At 67.0% G+C, this 19,843-nt stretch carries 16 protein-coding genes and 2 pseudogenes; 7 read left to right on the forward strand and 11 right to left on the reverse strand.

The features are described 5' to 3' along the window. The 5 genes and pseudogenes from D580_RS15685 to D580_RS0113850 form a co-directional block, all read right to left on the reverse strand. Window positions 1-233 (reverse strand): annotated as a pseudogene (locus tag D580_RS15685) (IS5/IS1182 family transposase); the annotation flags it as partial. Between the two features lie 79 nt (window positions 234-312). Continuing rightward, on the reverse strand, window positions 313-1,218 hold the full coding sequence (locus tag D580_RS0113835) for a pentapeptide repeat-containing protein (RefSeq protein WP_018954963.1): 906 nt from the start codon (window positions 1,216-1,218) through the stop codon (window positions 313-315). 118 nt (window positions 1,219-1,336) lie between these two features. Next, window positions 1,337-1,834 carry a Slp family lipoprotein gene (locus D580_RS0113840; protein ID WP_018954964.1) on the reverse strand — a complete coding sequence of 166 codons (498 nt, stop codon included), beginning with the start codon at window positions 1,832-1,834 and terminating at the stop codon, window positions 1,337-1,339. Window positions 1,835-1,940: 106 nt separating this feature from the next. After that, window positions 1,941-2,483, reverse strand: coding sequence for a Slp family lipoprotein (locus D580_RS0113845; protein ID WP_018954965.1), 543 nt, complete (start codon window positions 2,481-2,483; stop codon window positions 1,941-1,943). Window positions 2,484-2,548: 65 nt separating this feature from the next. After that, window positions 2,549-3,403 carry a dienelactone hydrolase family protein gene (locus D580_RS0113850; protein WP_018954966.1) on the reverse strand — a complete coding sequence of 285 codons (855 nt, stop codon included), beginning with the start codon at window positions 3,401-3,403 and terminating at the stop codon, window positions 2,549-2,551. A 113-nt stretch (window positions 3,404-3,516) separates the two neighbouring features. On the opposite strand from D580_RS0113850, the gene hrpB reads away from it, so the two are divergent. Next, entirely contained in the window at window positions 3,517-6,033 is a 2,517-nt protein-coding gene (hrpB, locus tag D580_RS0113855) for an ATP-dependent helicase HrpB (protein ID WP_018954967.1), read from the forward strand. Between the two features lie 99 nt (window positions 6,034-6,132). On the opposite strand, the gene D580_RS0113860 is transcribed toward hrpB, so the two are convergent. Both D580_RS0113860 and D580_RS0113865 read right to left on the reverse strand, forming a co-directional pair. Beyond that, window positions 6,133-6,459: a hypothetical protein gene (locus D580_RS0113860; RefSeq protein ID WP_018954968.1), complete on the reverse strand. Its 327-nt coding sequence runs from the start codon at window positions 6,457-6,459 to the stop codon at window positions 6,133-6,135. Window positions 6,460-6,579: 120 nt separating this feature from the next. Then, on the reverse strand, window positions 6,580-7,434 hold the full coding sequence (locus D580_RS0113865; protein ID WP_018954969.1) for an HDOD domain-containing protein: 855 nt from the start codon (window positions 7,432-7,434) through the stop codon (window positions 6,580-6,582). A 150-nt stretch (window positions 7,435-7,584) separates the two neighbouring features. On the opposite strand from D580_RS0113865, the gene D580_RS0113870 reads away from it, so the two are divergent. Beyond that, on the forward strand, window positions 7,585-8,109 hold the full coding sequence (locus D580_RS0113870) for a hypothetical protein (protein WP_018954970.1): 525 nt from the start codon (window positions 7,585-7,587) through the stop codon (window positions 8,107-8,109). A gap of 135 nt (window positions 8,110-8,244) precedes the next feature. Beyond that, the gene (locus D580_RS0113875) at window positions 8,245-9,036 is read left to right on the forward strand and encodes a dienelactone hydrolase family protein (protein ID WP_018954971.1); all 792 of its coding nucleotides are present in this window, start codon (window positions 8,245-8,247) and stop codon (window positions 9,034-9,036) included. Between the two features lie 78 nt (window positions 9,037-9,114). On the opposite strand, the gene D580_RS0113880 is transcribed toward D580_RS0113875, so the two are convergent. Beyond that, complete coding sequence (locus D580_RS0113880) at window positions 9,115-11,220, reverse strand: response regulator (RefSeq protein ID WP_018954972.1); 2,106 nt, start codon at window positions 11,218-11,220, stop codon at window positions 9,115-9,117. 233 nt (window positions 11,221-11,453) lie between these two features. Here D580_RS0113880 and D580_RS0113885 point away from each other — a divergent pair, with 233 nt between their 5' ends. Both D580_RS0113885 and D580_RS0113890 read left to right on the forward strand, forming a co-directional pair. Beyond that, window positions 11,454-12,152 (forward strand): SDR family oxidoreductase, encoded by a 699-nt coding sequence (locus D580_RS0113885; protein ID WP_026289997.1) that lies wholly within the window; start codon window positions 11,454-11,456, stop codon window positions 12,150-12,152. Between the two features lie 7 nt (window positions 12,153-12,159). Beyond that, window positions 12,160-12,711: an FKBP-type peptidyl-prolyl cis-trans isomerase gene (locus D580_RS0113890; RefSeq protein WP_018954974.1), complete on the forward strand. Its 552-nt coding sequence runs from the start codon at window positions 12,160-12,162 to the stop codon at window positions 12,709-12,711. A 74-nt stretch (window positions 12,712-12,785) separates the two neighbouring features. Here the strand turns inward: D580_RS0113890 and D580_RS0113895 are convergent, their stop codons facing one another. Both D580_RS0113895 and metH read right to left on the reverse strand, forming a co-directional pair. Next, entirely contained in the window at window positions 12,786-14,345 is a 1,560-nt protein-coding gene (locus tag D580_RS0113895) for a GNAT family N-acetyltransferase (protein WP_018954975.1), read from the reverse strand. Between the two features lie 137 nt (window positions 14,346-14,482). After that, window positions 14,483-18,235 (reverse strand): methionine synthase, encoded by a 3,753-nt coding sequence (gene metH / locus D580_RS0113900; RefSeq protein ID WP_018954976.1) that lies wholly within the window; start codon window positions 18,233-18,235, stop codon window positions 14,483-14,485. Between the two features lie 197 nt (window positions 18,236-18,432). Between metH and D580_RS16400 the strand changes: the two genes are divergently transcribed. Further along, a complete protein-coding gene (locus D580_RS16400) occupies window positions 18,433-18,543 on the forward strand; it encodes a DUF3149 domain-containing protein (RefSeq protein ID WP_018954977.1) in 111 nt (36 codons plus the stop codon). A gap of 97 nt (window positions 18,544-18,640) precedes the next feature. Next, window positions 18,641-19,402 carry an arginyltransferase gene (locus tag D580_RS0113910; RefSeq protein ID WP_018954978.1) on the forward strand — a complete coding sequence of 254 codons (762 nt, stop codon included), beginning with the start codon at window positions 18,641-18,643 and terminating at the stop codon, window positions 19,400-19,402. A gap of 174 nt (window positions 19,403-19,576) precedes the next feature. On the opposite strand, the pseudogene D580_RS16720 reads toward D580_RS0113910, so the two are convergent. Continuing rightward, a pseudogene (locus D580_RS16720) lies at window positions 19,577-19,843 on the reverse strand (IS1380 family transposase); the annotation flags it as partial.

The following is a 19,843-nucleotide window of genomic DNA, read 5'->3' on the forward strand; positions in this document are numbered from 1 at the left end:
GAAAACACCCCGTTGGCGTAGGCATACGTCAGCACCTTCACCATCATCGCCGGATCAAACGGCTGTCGGCGCCTGCCATCGCCTTCATAGCGGGCATGAAACGCCGTGAGATCCAAGGCGTCCACCGCATCGGAGACGAAGTAGGCCAAATGCTGCTCCGGAAGCCACTCCTTGAGCGACGCGGGCAACAGTAACTGCTGATCGGGATTGTAGGGGCGGTAGGTCGTCGGCATAGCCAATTCTAACGCTGCAGGTTTCTACCGCCCAGGCTCCTAGCCCTTTGAATTTTGAATCTTGAATTTTGAATTCGCTCTACAAGCATTCCCCCACCGACCCCTCCGCACACACCCGCCCATCGATCCACACGGCTCGGCCCAGCGGCACGCCCGTGAGGTCGACGCCCTCCAGGGGGGTGCCGCGTAGATCCGCGTAGCTCAGGTCCGCGCCGGAGAAGCGGGCACCCTGCAGTCGGGCCTCCTGGAGCATGGTGCCCACCAGCTTGGCCCCGGTGAGGTCCGCCTGCCGCAGGTCACTGCGGCGCAGGTCCGCGTAGCTCAGGTCGGCACCGGCCAGTTGGGCGCCCGTCAGCACGGCGAGCATGAAATCGGTGCTGACCAGGGTGGCGCCGGTCAGATCGACCCCGCTCAGGTCGAGTCCCGTCTTGCGGCAGTAGCTCCAGTTCACCCCCGGTGCCGGCGCCGCCCGGCAGTCCGGCTCCGGGACCGCAGGTTCGCGGCCGTCCCCCATGAGCACCAGCAGGCCCAGCACCAAGACCACGGCCACGCCGGCCAGGGCCCAGGGCACCGAACGAGGGGGCATCCCCAGGGGTTCCGCCTGGGAGATGCGCTCCCGCTGTAGGCGATGCTGGATGAATTCCGGAGACTCCGGCGCCCGCCGGTCACTGCGGCGCTGGTCGCCGATGATGACGCCCTCCTCCGGTTCGCGCCGGTTCACCGTCTGGCGCTCGTCCTCCCGCAGGCGCGCACGCAGCCGCGCCTCGCGGCCTTCGGCATCGTCGGGTAACAGAAACTCGGGCGGGATCAGTTCGGGGAAGGCGGAGATGGGCGACCAGGTGTGCTGGTCCTGGCTCACCTGGTCGTCCAGATTCAGACGGCCGAGGATCAGGTAGCGGGAAATCAGTCCGGAGGGATAGGGTCCGCTCACCGCCCCTTGGCGACGGGTGAACCAGAGCTGGTGGTCGGAGCCGGACTGTGCCATGGGGGTATTAAAGCACAGTGGCTAGTGGCAAGTGGCTAGTGGCAAGCAAAGGCAAAAAAAGCCACTCGATATTCCGGTGATGCATATGGGCTTCCTTGCCACGGGCCACTTGAGACTTCTACCTGAAGATCACACCCACGCCGATGCTGAAGCGCGTGCTCGGGCCGGAGTCGGTGCGGGGGGTATCGATGGGCCAGAGGTGGGTGTCGCGGGCTTGCACCAGGGGATAGGTGTAGGCGGCCTCGCCCACCTGTCCCTGTACGTTCTCGCCCAGGGTGCCGGTGACCGTGATGCGCCGGCCAGGGGCGTAGTCCACCTGTTCCAGGTAGCCGGGGGTACGTACCAGGAAGCGCCCCTGGGGAGTGCGATTGGTGGCGGGACGCTGGTTGCTTTCCAAGGGATAGCCCAGGACCTCGATCTCCGTGTAGTCGGCCAGGTTGCGGGTGGCCACGATCATGCCGCCCCAGATCACCTGGCTGCCCTGAAAGACCTGGGCGCTGGCGGAGACCTCGGCGGGGCTCAGTTCCGTGGCCACGCCCGTGGTCTCGTAACGGGGCCCCGTGGCGCAACCGGCCAGCAGCGCGAGAGCAAGCAGGGAAACCAGTAGATAGCGCATGAGCACTCCGTTGAATGCAGTTCAGATTCAAAATTCAAAATTCAAGATTCAAAATTCAAAGGTGCCGCCCCTTTGAATTTTGAATCTTGAATTTTGAATTCGATGATCAATATCTCCGCCAGGGCCCGTACATGGGATGGTAGGGATACCAGGGGTCATACCACCAGGGCGAGTAATAGGGATCGCGAACCGGTTCACGCACCGCCCACAGATAGTGGGTCTCCACGTCTACCAGCACGTAGGGATAATCAAAGTCGCCCACCCGGCGCGATTCGAGACCCGCTACGCGGCCAGCGACGGTGATCTCGCGTCCGCTGGCATAAACAGCCGGATCCAGGAATCCGGGCACCCGGGCCAGGAAACGGCCCTGGGTGACATCGGTCTCCCGGGGCCTGCCGCTGCTGGTCAGGGGGCGGGAGACCACCTCCACCAGGGTATCGTTGCTGCGATTGGTCACCCCGGCGATCACCCCGCCCCAGCGCACCTGGCTGCCCTGGAACCGGGCCGGGTCGGCGCGCACCTCGTCGGGCAGGGGGGCAGCGGCCGGCGCCTGCCGGATGGGTTCCGGCACCGTGCTGGCGCAGGCGCCGAGCCACAGGGCGGCCGACATCAGCAGCAGGCTTCGAAATATCAGGGAACTCGGCTTCATAAAAAACTTCGACCACCATACCTGCCGCAGATTCCCCGGGGCGCCCTGCCTGTAACCTTGGAAACCTACTTCAGGTGCTCCTTCATGAACCGGCTGGCCCGCTGGATGGCGTCCTTGGTGGCCAGGTCATCGGCGAAGGTGCGCACGGCGGGATCCCGGAAATCGAAGCCCCGACCGACGCCCGGATAGACCACAAGCTGCGCGGGCCTGTCCCGGTTGCGCAGGGCACTGATGGCCATCTCGGCACCGCGGCGGCGCTGGTACTGCTCGTGCTCACCGAGCATCACCAGCACGGGGATGGTGAGCTGATCCGCCTCCGGGGCATAGCGGTAGACCTGCATGGGTTCCGGCGCATTGGGGTCCTGCATATGAGGATAGTAGGACACGTAACAGGCGATACCATTGCCCTGCCGCTCATAGGTCACGGCCACCTTCAGGGAGTAGTAGCCGCCCCGGGTATGGGAGTAGGCGCAGGCCTGCTGGCTGCTCAGGTCATCCCGGGCCAGGAGGAAGTCCAGACCATGGTTGAGGTCCTTCTCCAGCACATAATCGTGCTCGATGGGGAACTTCTCGATGAATCGGCCGGTGTAGAGATCCGGGGCGACCACCACGAAGCCCCGGGCAGCCAGACGCTTGACGTGCAGCTCGATCAGATCATCCAGGCCGCGCCGGCCGTGCACGAACAGCACCGCCGGGTACTTCTTGCCGTCGTCGGGCCGGGCGATCATCACAGGCACGTCCACATCCCCGCTGTCGTAGCTGTCCCGGGTCACGACCACCTTGTGATTCTCGGGCACGACCAGTTCGCCGCGCTCCCACCAGGCGGCATCCCACCAGTCGTGCATCACCTCGGCCTGGGCCGAGGACAGGGTGAAAAGGCTCAGGGCAAAGGCCCCGACCAGGGCGGCAAACACGCGCATGAGATTCTCCTACGGGGCGTTCCTCGCCCGCTGTTATGATGGCTTCTTGTTCTTCGACCGCGGCACCATGAGCGCCGCGCCATGCACCAAGACTAGCAAGTTACCCCTGCCCCATGCGAGCCGATCCCGCCCCACTGCCCGTGGACGCCTGCCTGCCCGCCCTGCTCGAGGCCCTGGCCGGGCGGGGTGCGGCCGTGCTCCAGGCCCCGCCCGGGGCCGGCAAGACCACCCGCGTGCCGCCGGCCTTGCTGGAGGCCCCCTGGTGCACGGGCCGGATCCTGCTGCTGGAACCCCGGCGCCTGGCGGCCCGGGCCGCGGCCCGGCGCATGGCCGCCGAGCGCGGCGAACGCCCGGGTGAGACCGTGGGCCTGACCACCCGCCTGGACCGGCTCACCGGCCCCGCCACCCGCATCGAGGTGGTCACCGAGGGCATCCTCACCCGGCGCCTGCAGCGGGACCCGTCCCTGGAGGGCGTGAGCGCGGTGATCTTCGATGAGTTCCACGAACGCAGCCTGCAGGCGGACCTGGGGCTCGCCCTGTGCCTGCAGGCCCGGGAACTGCTGCGCCCGGACCTGCGCCTGCTGGTCATGTCCGCGACCCTGGACACCCGGGCCGTGGGCCGGCTCATGGCCGATGCCTCGGGCGACGCCCCGGTGATCAGCAGCGAGGGCCGCAGCTACCCGGTGTCCATACGCCACCGGGGACCCGCGCCGGATGGGCGCAACCTGGCCCAGGCCGTGGTCCCGGCGGTGCTCGAGGCCCTGGAGACGGAAACCGGCAACGTGCTGGTGTTCCTGCCCGGTCAGCGGGAGATCGAGCAGACCGCCCGGGGTCTGCAAGACCGGGTGAAACCCGATACCCACATCCGCCCCCTGTACGGGGCCCTGCCGCCCCAGGACCAGGACGCCGCCATCGCCCCGACGCCCCCCGGGCAGCGCAAGGTGGTGCTGGCCACGGACATCGCCGAGACCAGCCTGACCATCGAGGGCATCCGGGTGGTTGTGGACTCGGGCCTGGCCCGCCGGCCGGTGTTCGACCTGCGCACCGGCCTCACCCGGCTCGAGACGGTGCGCATCAGCCAGGCCAGCGCCGAGCAGCGGCGGGGCCGCGCGGGCCGCCTGGAACCGGGGGTCTGCGTCCGTCTCTGGGCCGAGGAGGCCAACGCCCGCATGGCCGCCCAGACCCCGCCGGAGATCCTGGAAGCGGACTTAGCACCCCTGGCCCTGACCCTGGCCTGCTGGGGCGCCGAGGCCGCTGAACTGGCCTGGCTGGACCCGCCCCCGCGCCCGGCCCTGGCCCAGGGACGGGAACTGCTGCGAGAACTGGGCGCCCTGGATAATGACGGCAAGGTCACCGACCACGGCCGTGCCCTGGAGGCCCTGGGCACCCATCCGCGCCTGGGGCACATGCTGCTGGGCGCCACCGCCCGGGGGCTGGGGCACACCGCCTGCCTGCTCACCGCCCTGCTGGAGGAGCGCGACCCCCTGCCTCGGGATGCCGGCAGCGACCTGCGGCTGCGCCTGCGCGCGCTCGCCGAGCCGGGCGGTGCACGCGGTGGCCCACAGGCGGGCACCCTGGCGCGCATCCGCACCCAGGCCGGGCGCTGGCTCGAGCACCTGGGCATCGACGCCCGCGAGGCCGTGGACCCGGAGGCCGCCGGCCTTCTGCTGGCCCTGGCCTATCCGGACCGCATCGCCCTGCGCCGCCCGGGTGGCGAGGCCCGCTACCTGCTCTCCGGCGGACGCGGCGCACGTCTCCCGGACGAGGATCCGCTGGGCGGCGCCGGCTGCCTGGTGGCCGCGGTCCTGGACGGCGCCGGCCGGGACGCGGTCATCCGCCTGGCCGCACCCCTGGATCGGGCCACCCTGGAGGCGGAACTGCCGTCACTGATCAACGAACAGGAACGCATCGACTGGGATGACCAACAGGGCGCCGCCGTGGCCCGCCTGGAACGCCGCCTGGGCGCCCTGGTGCTGGACAGCCGGCCGCTGGAGGTGGTCTCCCCCCTGGCCATGACCCGACTGCTCATCGAGGCCATCCGCGAGCGGGGCCTTGCCTGCCTGCCCTGGACGCCGGAGAGCGAGCGGCTGCGCCAGCGCCTGGCCTTCGTGCACCAGTTGAGTTCGGCCGACGGCAGGGCCGGCGAGTGGCCCGACGTGAGCGACGCGGCCCTGCTGGCCACCCTGGAGGACTGGCTCGGTCCCTGGCTCACCGGCATGACCCGCCTGAGCCACCTGCGCCGCCTGGACCTGCGCGCCGCCCTGCTGGGACTGCTGGACTGGCCCCGGCAGCAGCTACTGGACACCCTCGCCCCGGAGCGCCTCGCCGTGCCCAGCGGCTCCGAGATCCGCATCGACTACAGCGAGCCCGCGGGCCCGGTGCTGGCGGTGCGCATCCAGGAGATGTTCGGACTCACCGAGACCCCGGTCATCGGCGGCGGCCGGGTCCCCCTGACCCTGCACCTGCTGTCACCGGCCCAGCGTCCCGTGCAGGTGACCCGGGACCTGGCCGGTTTCTGGGCCAGGACCTACGCGGAGGTGAAAAAGGATCTCAAGGGACGCTACCCCAAGCATCACTGGCCGGACGACCCGATGCAGGCGGTGGCGGTGAGGGGGGTGAAGCGGAAGTGAGAAGTAGGAATTGGGAACAAAGTACGAAGTGTGAATTGAGAAGTTGGAAGTAAAGACCTTACTTCGCACTTCCCAATTCACACTTCCCACTTAAGGGCGCTATTGCGCCCTACGCATTTCCTTCACCTGGATGCTGCTCGCCGGCGGCACCATCAGGTTCTGGGTGCAGCCCAGGTCGTAGCCGTAGAAATCCCGCAGGTGGTTGTAGATGCGCTTGTGGGAGAAGTCCCGGTCGTGCTCGATGCCCTCGATGGCGGCGCGGGCGCGCTCGCCGGCCTCCTGCTCGGGCAGGTTGATGACGAACACCCGGCCATCGAGACGGAAACCGGCCCTGACCATGCTGGACTGGATCTGTGCCCAGAGGGCACGACAGTTCTCGTAGGTGTCGTGTTCGTGATCCAGGTTGATGACCACTGCGTAAGCCATAGGGCCTCCTGCCGTGTGAAGGCGTTCACATCTAAGAACATTCATAGCCTACACTGCGCCTGGCCGGGGCTCTGGCCTGTGATGGGCTTCACAGTATCGAGAGATTATTAGAGTAAGTCCTCAGGCGCCCAGGATCAGGGCCTCGGTCTCCACCACCTGCTGCTGGGCCTGCTCCACCACCGGGCCGAGGCTGGCACGCGTCAGACCGGTGCGCTCGAAGGCGATGTCCTCGATGGGCGGCACGTCCCGGGCATCCCGGGTGTCGAGCTCCGCCATGTGGGCCACGGAATTGGCCATGTGCACCAGGGCTACTTCCATGGGGTAGTCCCGGGCATCCCCGGGCCGGTGGTGCCAGCGGATGCACTCCTGCAGGCTCACCGGCAGTTTCCAGCGGGCCGCCAGCTCGCCGCCCACTTCCGCGTGGTCATAACCCAGGACCTCCCGCTCGGCGCTCTGGGGGCCCAGTTCAGAGGATTTCTGCAGGGCCAGCAGGAAGGCCTGGTGTGCCTCGTCGGGCTCCCGGTTGAAGATCAGCAGCCGGCCGATGTCATGGAGCAGCCCCGCAATGAACACCGTCTCGGCCCGCTTGGGCATCACCTGCTCCGCCATCAGCCTGGCAGCCAGCCCGCAATAGATGCTGTGTCGCCAGAAGTCCTCAAGGGACAGCAGGGGGTTCTCCACCCCGTCGAAGGCCTTGGGCACGGTGGTGGCGATGACCAGGTCGCGGATACGGCCGGCGCCGATGACGGTCACCGCCCGGGTGATGGTGTCCACACTGGTACTGAAACCGTACAGGGGGCTGTTGGCCAGTTTCAGCAGACGCAGGGTGAGGCTCGGGTCCTGGCTGATGAGGCTGGCGATGTCTGCTGTCGAGGATTTGGGGTCTTCGACCAGTTCGTTGAGACGGACCGCGATGGCGGGCAGTGATACCAGCCCTTCCGTCTGTTCCAGCAGTTCATCCAGGGTCAGGGACATTGAGCCTCCGATGGTGGGTGGGAGGGACCCGGCGATCTCGGCACCGTCCGGCCCACCCCCATGATAGACCATTCGCCCGCGGGCGCGGCGGCCACACTCCGGATCGGTGCCCCGTTGCAGGGTTTGCACTTCGCGAATACCATATCAGCCATGGTACTCAAGCCCCAGGACATCTTCATCTGCCTCAAGCTGGTCAGCCTTGGCCGTGAGCCCTGGACCTACCAGCAGCTCTCCCAGAGCCTGTTCATGAGCGCCTCGGAGATCAATGCCGGCGTACGGCGGGCGGTGCGCGCCCGGCTGGCCGGCCCCGGCCGGGACGGCGCCAACCCCAGGCCCAACCTGATCGCCCTGCACGAGTTCCTGGTCCACGGCGTGAAGTACGCCTTTCCGCCGGACCGGGGTGCCCTGACCCAGGGGGTGCCCACCGCCCATGCCGCCGAGCCCCTGGCCGGTATCCCCGGCGCCAATCCCGGCGACGAGCCCCCGCCGGTCTGGCCCCACCCCCAAGGCCCGGTGCGCGGCTATGCCTTCTCGCCCCTGTACCGTTCCGTGCCCCAGGCGGCCCTGGCGGATCCTACCCTGCACCAGCTGCTGGCCCTGGTGGACGCCATCCGGGACGAACGCTCCCGGGTGGCCAACCAGGCGGCCCGGGAACTGGCCGCACGTCTGCGCTGAACCTTTCGGTCTGCTGACCGTCTCTTGTCACACCCCCCGGTTCAGTCGGAGAGGCTATAGTCAGAATCCCGTTACATGGATCGTCACACTTCAAGCCTTGCCCGTAAAACAACACCAAAGCGTAAGGAGAATCCCATGGCTCGTCTGCTCGCACTGATGTTCCTGGCCCTGTCCGCGGGGCTGGCCCACGCCGCCGACATACGCGGCGAGGAAGTCACCTATACCGACAACGGCACCACCCTGAAGGGCTACCTGGCCTATGACGCCTCCGCCACCGGGCCGCGCCCCGGGGTGCTGGTGATTCACGAGTGGTGGGGCCACAACGAACACGCCCGCCACCAGGCCCGCCGCCTGGCGGAGCTGGGTTACACCGCCCTGGCCGTGGACATGTACGGCGACGGCCAGACCGCCGACCACCCCCAGGATGCCGGGCGATTCGCCGGTGCCATCCGGCAGAACCGTGAACTGATGATGCAGCGCTTCCAGGCCGCCGACGCCTTCCTGCGCAGCCGCAGCGAGGCGGACGACAGCAAGGTGGCCGCCATCGGCTACTGCTTCGGCGGCTCCGTGGTCCTGGAGATGGCCCGCTCCGGCGCGGACCTGCTGGGTGTGGCCAGCTTCCACGGCGCCCTGGCCACCCAGAGCCCGGCCCAGGCCGGCCAGGTGAACTCGCGGGTGCTGGTGCTGCACGGCAACGACGACCCGATGGTACCCCCGGAGCAGGTCGCCGCCTTCAAGGAGGAGATGACTGCCGCCGGCGTGGACTTCCACTTCGTCGGCTATGACGGCGCCACCCACAGCTTCACCAACCCCGCCGCCGACGAGGCCGCCCGCAAGTTCAACATGCCAGTGGGCTACAACGCCGATGCGGACCGGGAGTCCTGGGCCGAACTGGAACGTTTCCTGGCCGAGACCTTCGCTCGCTGAAGCACACCTCAGCACAGTGCCCCAAAACAAAAGGCCCGCGGATTTCCGCGGGCCTTTTGTTTTGGGGTTCGATGTCGCTCAGGTGAGAATGAAATAGAACACCAGCGCCATGATCACCGCCATGGCCACCACGGCCGCCACCTGCATGCGCCGCTGACGGCGACGCTGCTCTTCCCACTGGCGGATCAGGGAATCGGGCATGAAGCCGCTGCGCCCGGCATCCTTCTCCCGGGACGCACTGGCCGCCTCCCCCACCTCGACGCCTTTTGCCTCGGCAGTCGGCTTCGCAGGCTCGCGCTCGTCGTCCATGGAAAATGACACCAGGGAGTCGTCATCCTCGAGTGTGCGCTCCAGGACCGGCTCGGGCCAGGGGCGAGCCTGCGGTTTCTGCTCCACCTGTACCGGCTCCGCCGCAGGGCGCGGCGCCTCGACGGACGGGCGGGTGGCGGCCTGGGCGGCCGTCTGCAGCTGGCGTATGGAACGCCGGGCATCGGCCAGTTCCCGCATCAGGTTGCGCAACTCCCGTTCCGCCGTCTCCCGGGCATGATCACTGCGTTCGAGCTTGGCGGCCGTCTCCACCAGCTCGTCCTCAAGCTGCAGCTGACTGAGTTCGGCATTCTCGGCCCGGGTGCGCAGGGCCGCCAGCATGGCCTGGTAATCCTCCTCGCTGGCCTCCTGCTCGGCCACTTCCCGGGCCTCACGCTCCAGGCGCTCCATGGCCTGCTCGGCCCGTTCGGCCCGCTCGCGCATCTGGTTCGCGGCCCGCTCCAGGTCCTCGCGCCGCGACTCGCTGTCGGCCATGGCCTGTTCACGCTCCGTGAGGCCTTCCTGGAGCACATCCAGGCGCTCCTCCAGTCCAGCGCGGGCATCCTGCTCGCTGGCCAGGTAGGCGCGCAGCGTGGTCCGTTCGTCCTCGACGCGCTCCAAGGCCGTACGCAGCTCCGCAAGCTCCTCGCTGGTGCTGGCGAGACTCGACCGGGCCTCCTGCAACTGGCTCTCCAGGCTGCCGGCACGGTCTCTGGCCTCACGCAGGCCCTCCAGCTCCCGCTGGGCGCTGGTCAGTTGTGCCCGTAGATCGCGCAGCTCGGCCTCCATGCTGCCGGTGCGCCCCTGGGAAAGCCGCAGGACCTCCAGTTCCTTGGTGGCACCGGCCAGTTCCGTGCGCGCCTGCTCCAGCTCGGTCTCCAGGCTGCCGGCGCGCCCCAGGGTGGCGGCCATGCGCTCGCGCTCGGCCAGGGACCGGGCCAGGGCCTCACGGGCGGACTGCTCGGCCTCGTTGGACTGCTTGACCCGGGCCTCCAGGGCGCTGATGCGCGCCGACATCTCGTCTTCCAGGCGCTGGCGTTCGACACCGAAGCGGGTGGCCGCTTCCTGGGCGGACTTCTGCCCCTCGCGGGCCTCCTTGAGCTGCGCCTCCATCTCGCGCAGGCGTTCGGTCACCCGCTGTTCGTCCACGCTCTGCTGGCGCAGGATCAGCTCCGTGCGCAGACGCTCCAGTTCGCCCTTGGCGCGGTCCCGCTCGGACATGGCCTCGCGCAGCTGGCGGCGGGTCAGCTCCACGGTCTGTTCCCATTCCGCATTGGCCGACACCGAGGCCGCCTCCGCCTTGCGCATCTCGTCCTGCCAGCTCTTGAGCTGGCTGCGCACGTCACGCAGGGTGGTTTCCAGTTCCGTCACCCGGGCGCGCAGCGCGGCCGCCTCGGCGGCGTCGGCGGAGGCCACGGGGAGCGCCGGGGGCGGCGCGGCCGGAGCGGGTGAGGGCTTTGGTTTGGGCGCGGGGAGCTGGACGTGCTGCTGGGCCACGCCGAGCACGTCCTGGGCATTGAAGGGCTTCATGATCACGCCGGTGGCGCCGGCGGCCAGGGCGCGCTCCCGGGTGCCAGCGCTGTCCTCGTTGCCGGTGATCAGCAGGATGGGCAGTTTGCTGATGCGGCCATCGCCCGATTCCCGGATGCGCCGGATGAGCCCGTAGCCATCCAGGCGCGGCATGGACAGATCGGTGAACACCCCGGCGATGGCGCGCTGGCTCAGCACCTGGGCCCAGCCGTCCTCGCCGTCGCCCGCCTCGGCCACGGCGTACAAGGGCGTGAGGATCTTCTTCAGTGCCTGGCGCATGACCCGCGAATCATCCACGATGAGGATGACGGGCCTCGGCTCCAGTACCGTGTCCTGATCGACCACCATGCAGATCCCGTAAGTGTGAGTGAGGGGCCACAATCGCCCAATTCGCAGTGTAACTGCTTGTCTGGACAAGGCGTAGTGCACTGTTTCACCAAATGGACAGCCGGTGGACATTGCTTGATCAGCTGCGTGGGCAGGCTATAGTGTCTGCGCAAACCTTGAACTTGTTTGGCAGTGCCGTTGCCTGACACTGTCAGCCTCATGATTTGAGCATTTCACCCAAGCGGACCATGGCCATGACTCACACCCTCGTCATCACCGGCGCCAATCGCGGCATCGGCCTGGAATTCACCCGCCAGTACGCCGCCGAGGGCTGGCGCGTCTATGCCGGCTGCCGTCAGCCGGAAAGGGCCGAGGCCCTGAACCGCCTGGCCGCCGCCAGCGACGGCCGGGTGAGCGTGCATCCCCTGGACGTCACCCGGACCGCCCACATCCAGGCGCTGGCCGCGGTGGTGGGCGATGCGCCCGTGGACCTGCTGCTCAACAACGCCGGCAGCTACGGCCCGGACAACGTGCGCTTCGGACACACCGACGAGGCCGCCTGGATCGAGAACTTCCGCACCAACGTGATCGGCCCCATGAAGATGATGGAGGCCCTGGTGGACAACGTGGCGAGGAGTGAACTGAAACGCATCGCCTCGCTCACCAGCAAGATGGGCAGCATGGCGGACAACCGCTCCGGCGGCGCCTACATCTATCGCAGCGGCAAGGCGGCCCTGAACGCGGTGATGAAAAGCGCCGCGATCGACCTGGCCCCGAGGGGCATCATCGCCGTGGTGCTGCACCCCGGCTGGGTGCGCACCGACATGGGCGGTCCCCACGGCGAGATCGACGCCGAGACCTCGGTGGAGGGCATGCGCGGGATCCTGGCGCGCCTGCGGCCGGAGGATGCCGGCAGCTTCTTCGACATCGACGGCACGCTCATTCCCTGGTGAGGACTTCATGGCACGCGTCATCATCCTGAGCCTGATCTCCCTGCTGGCCATATTCCTGGTGGCCCGCAGCTGCGGCATGACGCCGGGGCAGGTGGAGGAGCGGCGCATCCTGGCGGAACTCAATGCCGAGGAAGGCGGGCGTTACCTGAGCGAAAACCGCTTGCGCCCGGGTGTCATCACCCTGCCGAGCGGCGTGCAGGTGGAACTGCTCGAGGCGGGATCCGGGCCGGTGCCCGGCGCCGGGGACATCGTCTCGGTGCACTACGAGGGCCGGCACCTGGACGGGCGCATCTTCGACAGCTCCTACCGTCGCGGCGAGCCCTCCGCCATCGCCGTGGATCGCACCATCCCCGGCTGGCGGGAGGTGCTGGTGGACCTGCCCGTGGGCAGCCGGGTGCGTCTTGCGATCCCGCCGGACCGGGCCTACGGCGTGGCCGGCGCCGGGGCCATCGGCCCCGAGGAGACCATCCTGTTCGACCTGGAGCTGCTGGCCATCCTGCCCCCGGACACGCCCCGGGAGCACGACCCCACGCAGGATCGGGTACCGGGGCTCAGATGAAGTTGGAAGGGTGAATTGGGAAGCGCGAAGTTGCTTCACTTCCCACTTCCCAATTCACCCTTCCGACTTCCTGATCACCCTTCCGACTTCCTGACCCAGCTCACACGATACAGATCCAGGCGCCGGTCGTGCAGGTTGCGCACGCTGCCGTGGCTGCGCAGGTCCTTGAGGTTGTCCAGGTCCAGGTCCACGATCAGGGTCATCTCGGTGTTGGGCGTGGCCTCGGCGGCGATGGCATCGTGGGGAAAAGCAAAATCGGAAGGCGTGAACACCGCCGCCTGGGCGTACTGCATGTCCATGTTCTCCACCCGGGGCAGGTTGCCCACGGAGCCGGAGATCACCACGTAGCACTCGTTCTCGATGGCCCGTGCCTGGGCGCAACGGCGCACCCGGAGATAGGCGTTCTTGGTGTCTGTCCAGAACGGCACGAACAGGACCTGCAGCCCCTGGTCGGCCATCAGCCGGGGCAGCTCCGGAAACTCCACGTCGTAACAGATCAGGATGCCGATCCTGCCGAAGTCGGTGTCGAACACGCGCACCTGGTCGCCGCCTTTGAGCCCCCAGTAGGCCTGCTCATCGGGGGTGATGTGGACCTTGTACTGCTTCTCCCAGGTACCGTCCCGGCGGCACAGGTAGGAGACGTTGTGCAGCACCTGGTCCTCGTACTCGGGCATGCTGCCGGCGATGATGTTGACGTTGTAGGCGAGCGCCAGGCGCACCATCTCCTGGCGCACCGGCTCGGTGAACTCCGCCAGGTGGCGTACCGCCTCGGCGGGGTTCTCCTGGTTGAACTGGGCCATCAGCGGGCCGGTAAAGAACTCCGGGAACAGGATCACGTCAGCCTGGTAGCCGGACACGGCATCGACGAAATACTCCAGCTGCTGATAGAGGTCCTGGAGACTCGCCGTGGGACGCATCTGCCACTGCACCGCGCCCACCCGCACCGTCTGCTTAGCGCCGCCGATGAGCTTCTCCTTCTCCTCGTAGTAGATGTTGATCCACTCGATCAGCGTGGCGTAGGCCTGGGACTCGGTGTCATCGGGCAGGTAGCCGGTGATGATGCGGCGCACGTGGAAATCATTGGAGAGCTGAAAGGTCAGGATCGGATCGTAGATCTCCTTGTTCTTCACCTGTTCCACGTACTGCTGCGGGGTCATCTTGTCGCGGTAGTTGACGTAGCCGGGGATGCGACCGCCGGCGACGATGCGGCGCAGGTTGAGCTTCTCGCACAGTTCCTTGCGGGCATCGTAGAGACGCCGGCCGAGGCGCAGGCCCCGGTAGTCCGGGTGCACGAAGACATCCACGCCGTAGAGGGTGTCGCCGTTGGGGTCGTGGGTGGTGAGATAACCGTTGCCGGTGATGGCCTTGTAGGTGTGCCGGTCACCCCAGCGGTCGTAGTCCACGATCATGCTGATGGCCGCGGCCACCAGCCGACCATTGTCCTCGATGCAGATCTGGCCTTCCGGGAAGCGCGACAGCTGTGAGTCGAACTGCTCCCGGTTCCAGGCACCGTCCAGGCCCGGATAGACCCGCTCCATGATCTCGCACATCGCCGGATAATCCTCGGGGCGGGTGTTGCGCAGTGTCAGGCGGTGTTCGTCGGCCTGTACGGCATCGTTGCTTTCATCAGCCATGCATGCACCTCATAGGCATGAGCGTGAGTGGGGCGTACACATCAGCGTCGGCCACGCCTACCCAGTCTACGCCATCACCATGGTCGTAGGCCGGATGCGCTGCGCTTATCGGGCCTACCCTTTCGCCCAACCGAAGACTAATCCTCCGGCTCATACCCCAGGTTGGGCGCCAGCCAGCGCTCCGCCTCGGCGGGCTTCATGCCCTTGCGCCTGGCGTAGTCGGCCACCTGGTCCCGGTTGATCTTGCCCACGTTGAAGTACCTGGCCTCGGGATGGGCGAAGTACCAGCCGGAGACGGCGGCGGTGGGCAGCATGGCGTAGCTCTCGGTGATGCTCATGCCGGCATTCTCCTCGGGCTTGAGCAGCGCCCAGAGCAGGCCCTTCTCGGTGTGCTCGGGGCAGGCGGGATAGCCGGGGGCCGGGCGGATGCCCCGGTATTCCTCGCGGATCAGGGCATCGTTGTCCAGTTGCTCCACTTCGGCATAGCCCCAGAACTCCCGGCGCACCCGCTCGTGCATACGCTCGGCCAGGGCCTCGGCCAGGCGGTCGGCCAGCGCCTTGAGCATGATGGCGTGGTAGTCGTCGTGGGCCTGCTCGAAACGCTTCACGTGCTCGTCGATACCGATGCCGGCGGTGACCGCGAAGGCCCCCAGGTAGTCGGGCAGCCCGGTCTCACGGGGGGCGATGAAATCCGCCAGGCACTGGTTCGGCCCCTTGCCGCGACGCTCGGTCTGCTGGCGCAGGTGGTGCAGGCGCATCAGCGGCTCCTTGCGGTCCTCGTCGCGGTAAAGCTCGATGTCGTCGGCATCCACGCTGTTGGCGGGGAAGAAGCCGATCACGCCGCGGGCCTTGAGCCACCCCTCCCTGATGATCGTCTCCAGCATCACCTGGGCATCGGCAAACAGCTTCTTCGCCTCCTCGCCCACCACCTCGTCGTCGAAGATGCGCGGGTAGGCGGCATGCAGCTGCCAGGCATGGAAGAAGGGCGTCCAGTCGATGTAGCCGAGCAGATCCTCGAGGGGATAGTCGTCGAAGCGGATCACCACGCTGCCGGGCCCGAAGGGGTGCAGCACGGTGATGCCCTCCCCGGCCGGCTCCGCGTCGAGGGCCTTCGGGCGGGGCGGCTGGTAGCCCTGCCACTGGATCGGGGTGCGGTTGTCCCGGGCCTGGGCGAGGGTCAGCCACTTCTGCTCCTTCTGCCGTTCGGCATGGTGGCGGCGCACCTCCTGGTACTCGGCGCGAATCTTCGCCACATACTCTTCCCGGGTGTTCTGGCTGATCAGGCTCTGCACCACGCCCACGGCGCGGGAGGCATCCTTGACCCACACCGTGGGGCCCGAGTAGTGGGGCTCGATCTTCACAGCCGTGTGGGCACGGGAGGTGGTGGCGCCGCCGATCAGCAGCGGCAGCTTCATGCCCAGGCGCTGCATCTCCTTGGCCATGTGGGCCATCTCCTCCAGGGACGGCGTGATCAGGCCGGAGAGACCGATCACGTCCACGTCCTGCTCCACGGCGGTGTCCAGGATCTTCTGGGCGGGCACCATCACGCCGAGATCGATGACCTCGAAGTTGTTGCACTGGAGCACCACGCCCACGATGTTCTTGCCGATGTCGTGCACGTCGCCCTTCACCGTGGCCATGAGCACCTTGCCGTTGGGCCGGTCGCCCTCCTGCTTGAGCGCCTCGATGAACGGGATCAGGTGCGCCACGGCCTTCTTCATGACCCGCGCGGACTTCACCACCTGGGGCAGGAACATCTTGCCGTCGCCGAACAGGTCGCCCACCACGTTCATGCCGTCCATGAGCGGGCCTTCGATCACCTGGATGGGATGCTCCACCTGCTGGCGGGCCTCCTCGGTGTCCTCCACCACGAAGGCATCGATGCCCTTGACCAGGGCATGCTCCAGGCGCTTGGCCACCGGCAGTTTGCGCCACTCCAGGTCTTCCTTTTTCGCCTCACCGCCCTCGCCGCGATAACGCTCGGCAGCCTCCAGCAGGCGCTCGGTGGCATCCGGGCGGCGGTTGAGCACCACGTCCTCCACCAGTTCGCGCAGTTCCCTGTCGATCTCGTCGTAGACCGCCAGCTGCCCGGCGTTGACGATGCCCATGTCCATGCCCGCGTGGATGGCGTGGTACAGGAACACCGCGTGGATGGCCTCGCGCACCGGCTCGTTGCCGCGGAAGGAGAAGGACACGTTGGACACGCCCCCGGAGACCAGGGCATGGGGCAGACGCTTCTTGATCTCGCGGGTGGCCTCGATGAAGTCCACGCCGTAGTTGTTGTGCTCCTCGATACCCGTGGCGATGGCGAAGATGTTGGGGTCGAAGATGATGTCTTCCGCCGGGAAGCCCACCTGCTCGGTGAGGATGCGGTAGGCGCGCTCGCAGATCTCCACCTTGCGCGCCTGGGTGTCCGCCTGGCCCTGCTCGTCGAAGGCCATGACGATCACCGCGGCACCGTAGCGGCGCACCAGCTTGGCGTGCTCGATGAAGGTGGCCTCGCCTTCCTTCAGCGAGATGGAGTTCACCACGCCCTTGCCCTGGATGCACTTCAGACCCGCCTCGATCACCTCCCACTTGGAGGAGTCGATCATCACCGGCACCCGGGAGATGTCCGGCTCGGCGGCCATGAGATTCAGGAACCGCACCATGGCGGCCTTCGAATCCAGCATGCCCTCGTCCATGTTCACGTCGATGATCTGGGCGCCGTTCTCCACCTGGCTGGCGGCCACCTCCAGGGCGGTCTCGTAGTCGCCGTCCTTGATCAGGCGCTTGAAGCGCGCGCTGCCGGTGACGTTGGTGCGCTCGCCCACGTTGACGAACAGGGAGTCCTCGGTGATGTTGCAGGGCTCGAGCCCCGACAGGCGGCAGGCCGGTTCCCGTTTGGGGATGCTGCGCGGCGGCACATCCGCCACCGCCTTGGCGATGGCGCGGATGTGGGCCGGCGTGGTGCCGCAGCAGCCGCCGACGATGTTGAGAAAGCCGCTCTCGGCCCACTCGCGGATGTGCACCGCCATGTCCTCGGGCGTCAGGTCGTAGCCGCCGAACTCGTTGGGCAGGCCTGCGTTGGGGTGGGCGGAGACATGGGTGTCGGCGATGCGGGAGATCTCCTCCACGTGGGCACGCAGCTCCCTGGGGCCCAGGGCGCAGTTCAGGCCGAAGGAGAAGGGCCGCGCATGGCGCAGGCTGTTCCAGAAGGCCTCGGCGGTCTGCCCCGAGAGGGTGCGCCCGGAGGCATCGGTGATGGTGCCAGAGATCATCACCGGCAGGCGCCGGCCGGTCTCGTCGAACAGGCTCTCCACGGCGAACACCGCCGCCTTGGCGTTCAGGGTGTCGAACACCGTCTCGATGAGCAGCAGGTCGGCGCCGCCTTCGATGAGCGCCTCGGCGGCCTGCCGGTAGGCGGCCACCAGCTGATCGAAGTTCACGTTGCGGAAACCCGGGTCGTTCACGTCCGGGGAGATGCTGGCGGTGCGGTTGGTGGGGCCGAGCACCCCGGCCACGAAGCGGGGCCTGTCCGGGGTCTTCGCGGTCCATTCATCGGCCACCCGCCGGGCCAGGCGCGCCGCCTCCCGGTTGATCTCGGGCACCAGTTCCTCCATGGCGTAGTCGGCCATGGCGATGGTGGTGGCGTTGAAGGTATTGGTCTCCAGGATGTCCGCGCCGGCCTCCAGGTACTGGCCGTGGATCTCGGCGATGATCTCCGGACGGGTGAGCGCCAGCAGGTCGTTGTTGCCCTTGAGGTCGATCTGCCAGTCGGCGAAGCGCGCCCCCCGGTAGTCGGCCTCGCCGAGCCCGTAGCCCTGGATCATGGTCCCCATGGCGCCGTCCAGGATCAGGATGCGCTCCTTGATATGGGTCTCGAGCAGGCGTGTGCGATCGTCAGTCATGGGATGGGAACCACCGGGTTAAATTTCGTAAAGCCGGCGATTTTACCATGACCGGCGGTCCAGCCCTGCCAATGCCCCCGGAAAAGCCAGCCCTCCCGGGACCTGCAGCGAAATTGACATCGGTCAGTATCGGGGCCTCCGGCCGACGGTAGTCTGAGGCCATTCGAGCCTTCAACGACAACCCGAGGAGACCCACCATGGAACTCGTACTCTCAAGCCCCGTGGCCCTGCTCAGCATCATCACCCTGGCCCTGCTGTGCGGCGTGGGCGGCTACCTGATCTACCACTTCGTGCGGTATGCGCCGTAAGGGCGATTCAACATTCAAGATTCAAAATTCAAAGGGAGGGCGGCAAAGGCATTTCCCTTTGAATTTTGAATCTTGAATTTTGAATTATCCTTACCGGATGCGCCCCCAGGCATCCACCCTGCATTTCTACGCCACGCCCCCGGACCCCTGCCCCTATCTGCCCGGCCGCAAGATGGTCAGCGTGTTCGCCGACCCCCGGGCGGACATGGACGTGGCCCTCTACGGCCGGCTGGCCCGCCATGGCTTTCGCCGCAGCGGCCGGCATGTCTACCGTCACCAGTGCCCCGACTGCCGGGCCTGCGTACCCCTGCGTGTCCCCGTGGAAGGCTTCCGGCCGAACCGCAACCAGCGGCGGGTCTGGCGGCGCAACGGGGATCTTTCGGTGCATGTCACGAAGGCCATGCCCCGGGAGGAACATTTCGAGCTCTACCGGCGCTACGTGGACACCCGCCATCCCGGCGGCGGCATGGATGACCCCAGCCCCACGGACTACTGGCGCTTCATCGACTCGGACTGGTCGGACACGGACCTGGTGGAATTCCGTCAGGACGAACGCCTGATGTGCGTGGCCGTGGTGGACCGGCTGTCGGACGGGCTGTCGGCGGTCTACACCTTCTTCGACCCCGAGGATGCCGCCCGCAGCCCCGGCACCCTGGCGGTGCTGTGGCAGATCCACGAGGCCCAACGCCTGGGCCTGCCCTACGTGTACCTGGGCTACTGGATCGCCGGCAGCGAGAAGATGGCCTACAAGGGGAATTTCCGGCCGGCGCAGGGGCTGCGGGACGGGGTCTGGGTTGGGTTGGATTTGAAGGCTTTGCCGCAGGGGCGCGGAAAAATCCTGAATGAATGGACAGGATGAACAGGATTTTATTGGATTAACAGGATTGATTGGATCGAAAACACAGTCAGCGGCGAAAGTGTTTATCTCCATGTTCCTGTAAATCCATAAAAATCCTGTTCATCCTGTCAAAGATCTTGACCTAGCATCACCACAGTAAACCCAATCATTGCATAAATTTGACGCAACCAGGTTTCAGGCTGCTTGCTTCAAGGTATTCAGGTAATGCAACAGCTCGGATTTCACGGCGGGGTTAGCGCTCATGGTCAGCGTCAAGGCGCCCTGGGGTCTTGTCAGGCGCCCGGCGCGCTGGATCAGTTTGCGCCGCAGGGTGCCGAGTTGTTCGAAACACCACAGCGGCGCGCGCTTCTCAGTCGTGTTGCGGACCTGTTCATGACACAGCATCTGCATTTCCCGGTTGAGATTGTGCGCCAGCACGGCTGAAAGCAGGAAGGTCTGGTT

It is taken from the genome of Thioalkalivibrio sulfidiphilus, from assembly GCF_000377945.1.
Taxonomy (GTDB): Bacteria; Pseudomonadota; Gammaproteobacteria; order Ectothiorhodospirales; family Ectothiorhodospiraceae; genus Thioalkalivibrio_A; species Thioalkalivibrio_A sulfidiphilus_A.

Coding starts and splice junctions, on each gene's coding strand:
- D580_RS0113860 (WP_018954968.1), bottom strand. CDS start 6,459: ATGGCTTACGCAGTGGTCATCAACCTGGATCACGAACACGACACCTAC.
- D580_RS0113875 (WP_018954971.1), top strand. CDS start 8,245: ATGGCTCGTCTGCTCGCACTGATGTTCCTGGCCCTGTCCGCGGGGCTG.
- D580_RS0113885 (WP_026289997.1), top strand. CDS start 11,454: ATGACTCACACCCTCGTCATCACCGGCGCCAATCGCGGCATCGGCCTG.
- D580_RS16400 (WP_018954977.1), top strand. CDS start 18,433: ATGGAACTCGTACTCTCAAGCCCCGTGGCCCTGCTCAGCATCATCACC.
- D580_RS0113910 (WP_018954978.1), top strand. CDS start 18,641: ATGCGCCCCCAGGCATCCACCCTGCATTTCTACGCCACGCCCCCGGAC.
- metH (WP_018954976.1), bottom strand. CDS start 18,235: ATGACTGACGATCGCACACGCCTGCTCGAGACCCATATCAAGGAGCGC.
- D580_RS0113895 (WP_018954975.1), bottom strand. CDS start 14,345: ATGGCTGATGAAAGCAACGATGCCGTACAGGCCGACGAACACCGCCTG.
- D580_RS0113865 (WP_018954969.1), bottom strand. CDS start 7,434: ATGTCCCTGACCCTGGATGAACTGCTGGAACAGACGGAAGGGCTGGTA.
- D580_RS0113835 (WP_018954963.1), bottom strand. CDS start 1,218: ATGGCACAGTCCGGCTCCGACCACCAGCTCTGGTTCACCCGTCGCCAA.
- D580_RS0113870 (WP_018954970.1), top strand. CDS start 7,585: ATGGTACTCAAGCCCCAGGACATCTTCATCTGCCTCAAGCTGGTCAGC.
- D580_RS0113850 (WP_018954966.1), bottom strand. CDS start 3,403: ATGCGCGTGTTTGCCGCCCTGGTCGGGGCCTTTGCCCTGAGCCTTTTC.
- D580_RS0113845 (WP_018954965.1), bottom strand. CDS start 2,483: ATGAAGCCGAGTTCCCTGATATTTCGAAGCCTGCTGCTGATGTCGGCC.
- D580_RS0113880 (WP_018954972.1), bottom strand. CDS start 11,220: ATGGTGGTCGATCAGGACACGGTACTGGAGCCGAGGCCCGTCATCCTC.
- hrpB (WP_018954967.1), top strand. CDS start 3,517: ATGCGAGCCGATCCCGCCCCACTGCCCGTGGACGCCTGCCTGCCCGCC.
- D580_RS0113840 (WP_018954964.1), bottom strand. CDS start 1,834: ATGCGCTATCTACTGGTTTCCCTGCTTGCTCTCGCGCTGCTGGCCGGT.
- D580_RS0113890 (WP_018954974.1), top strand. CDS start 12,160: ATGGCACGCGTCATCATCCTGAGCCTGATCTCCCTGCTGGCCATATTC.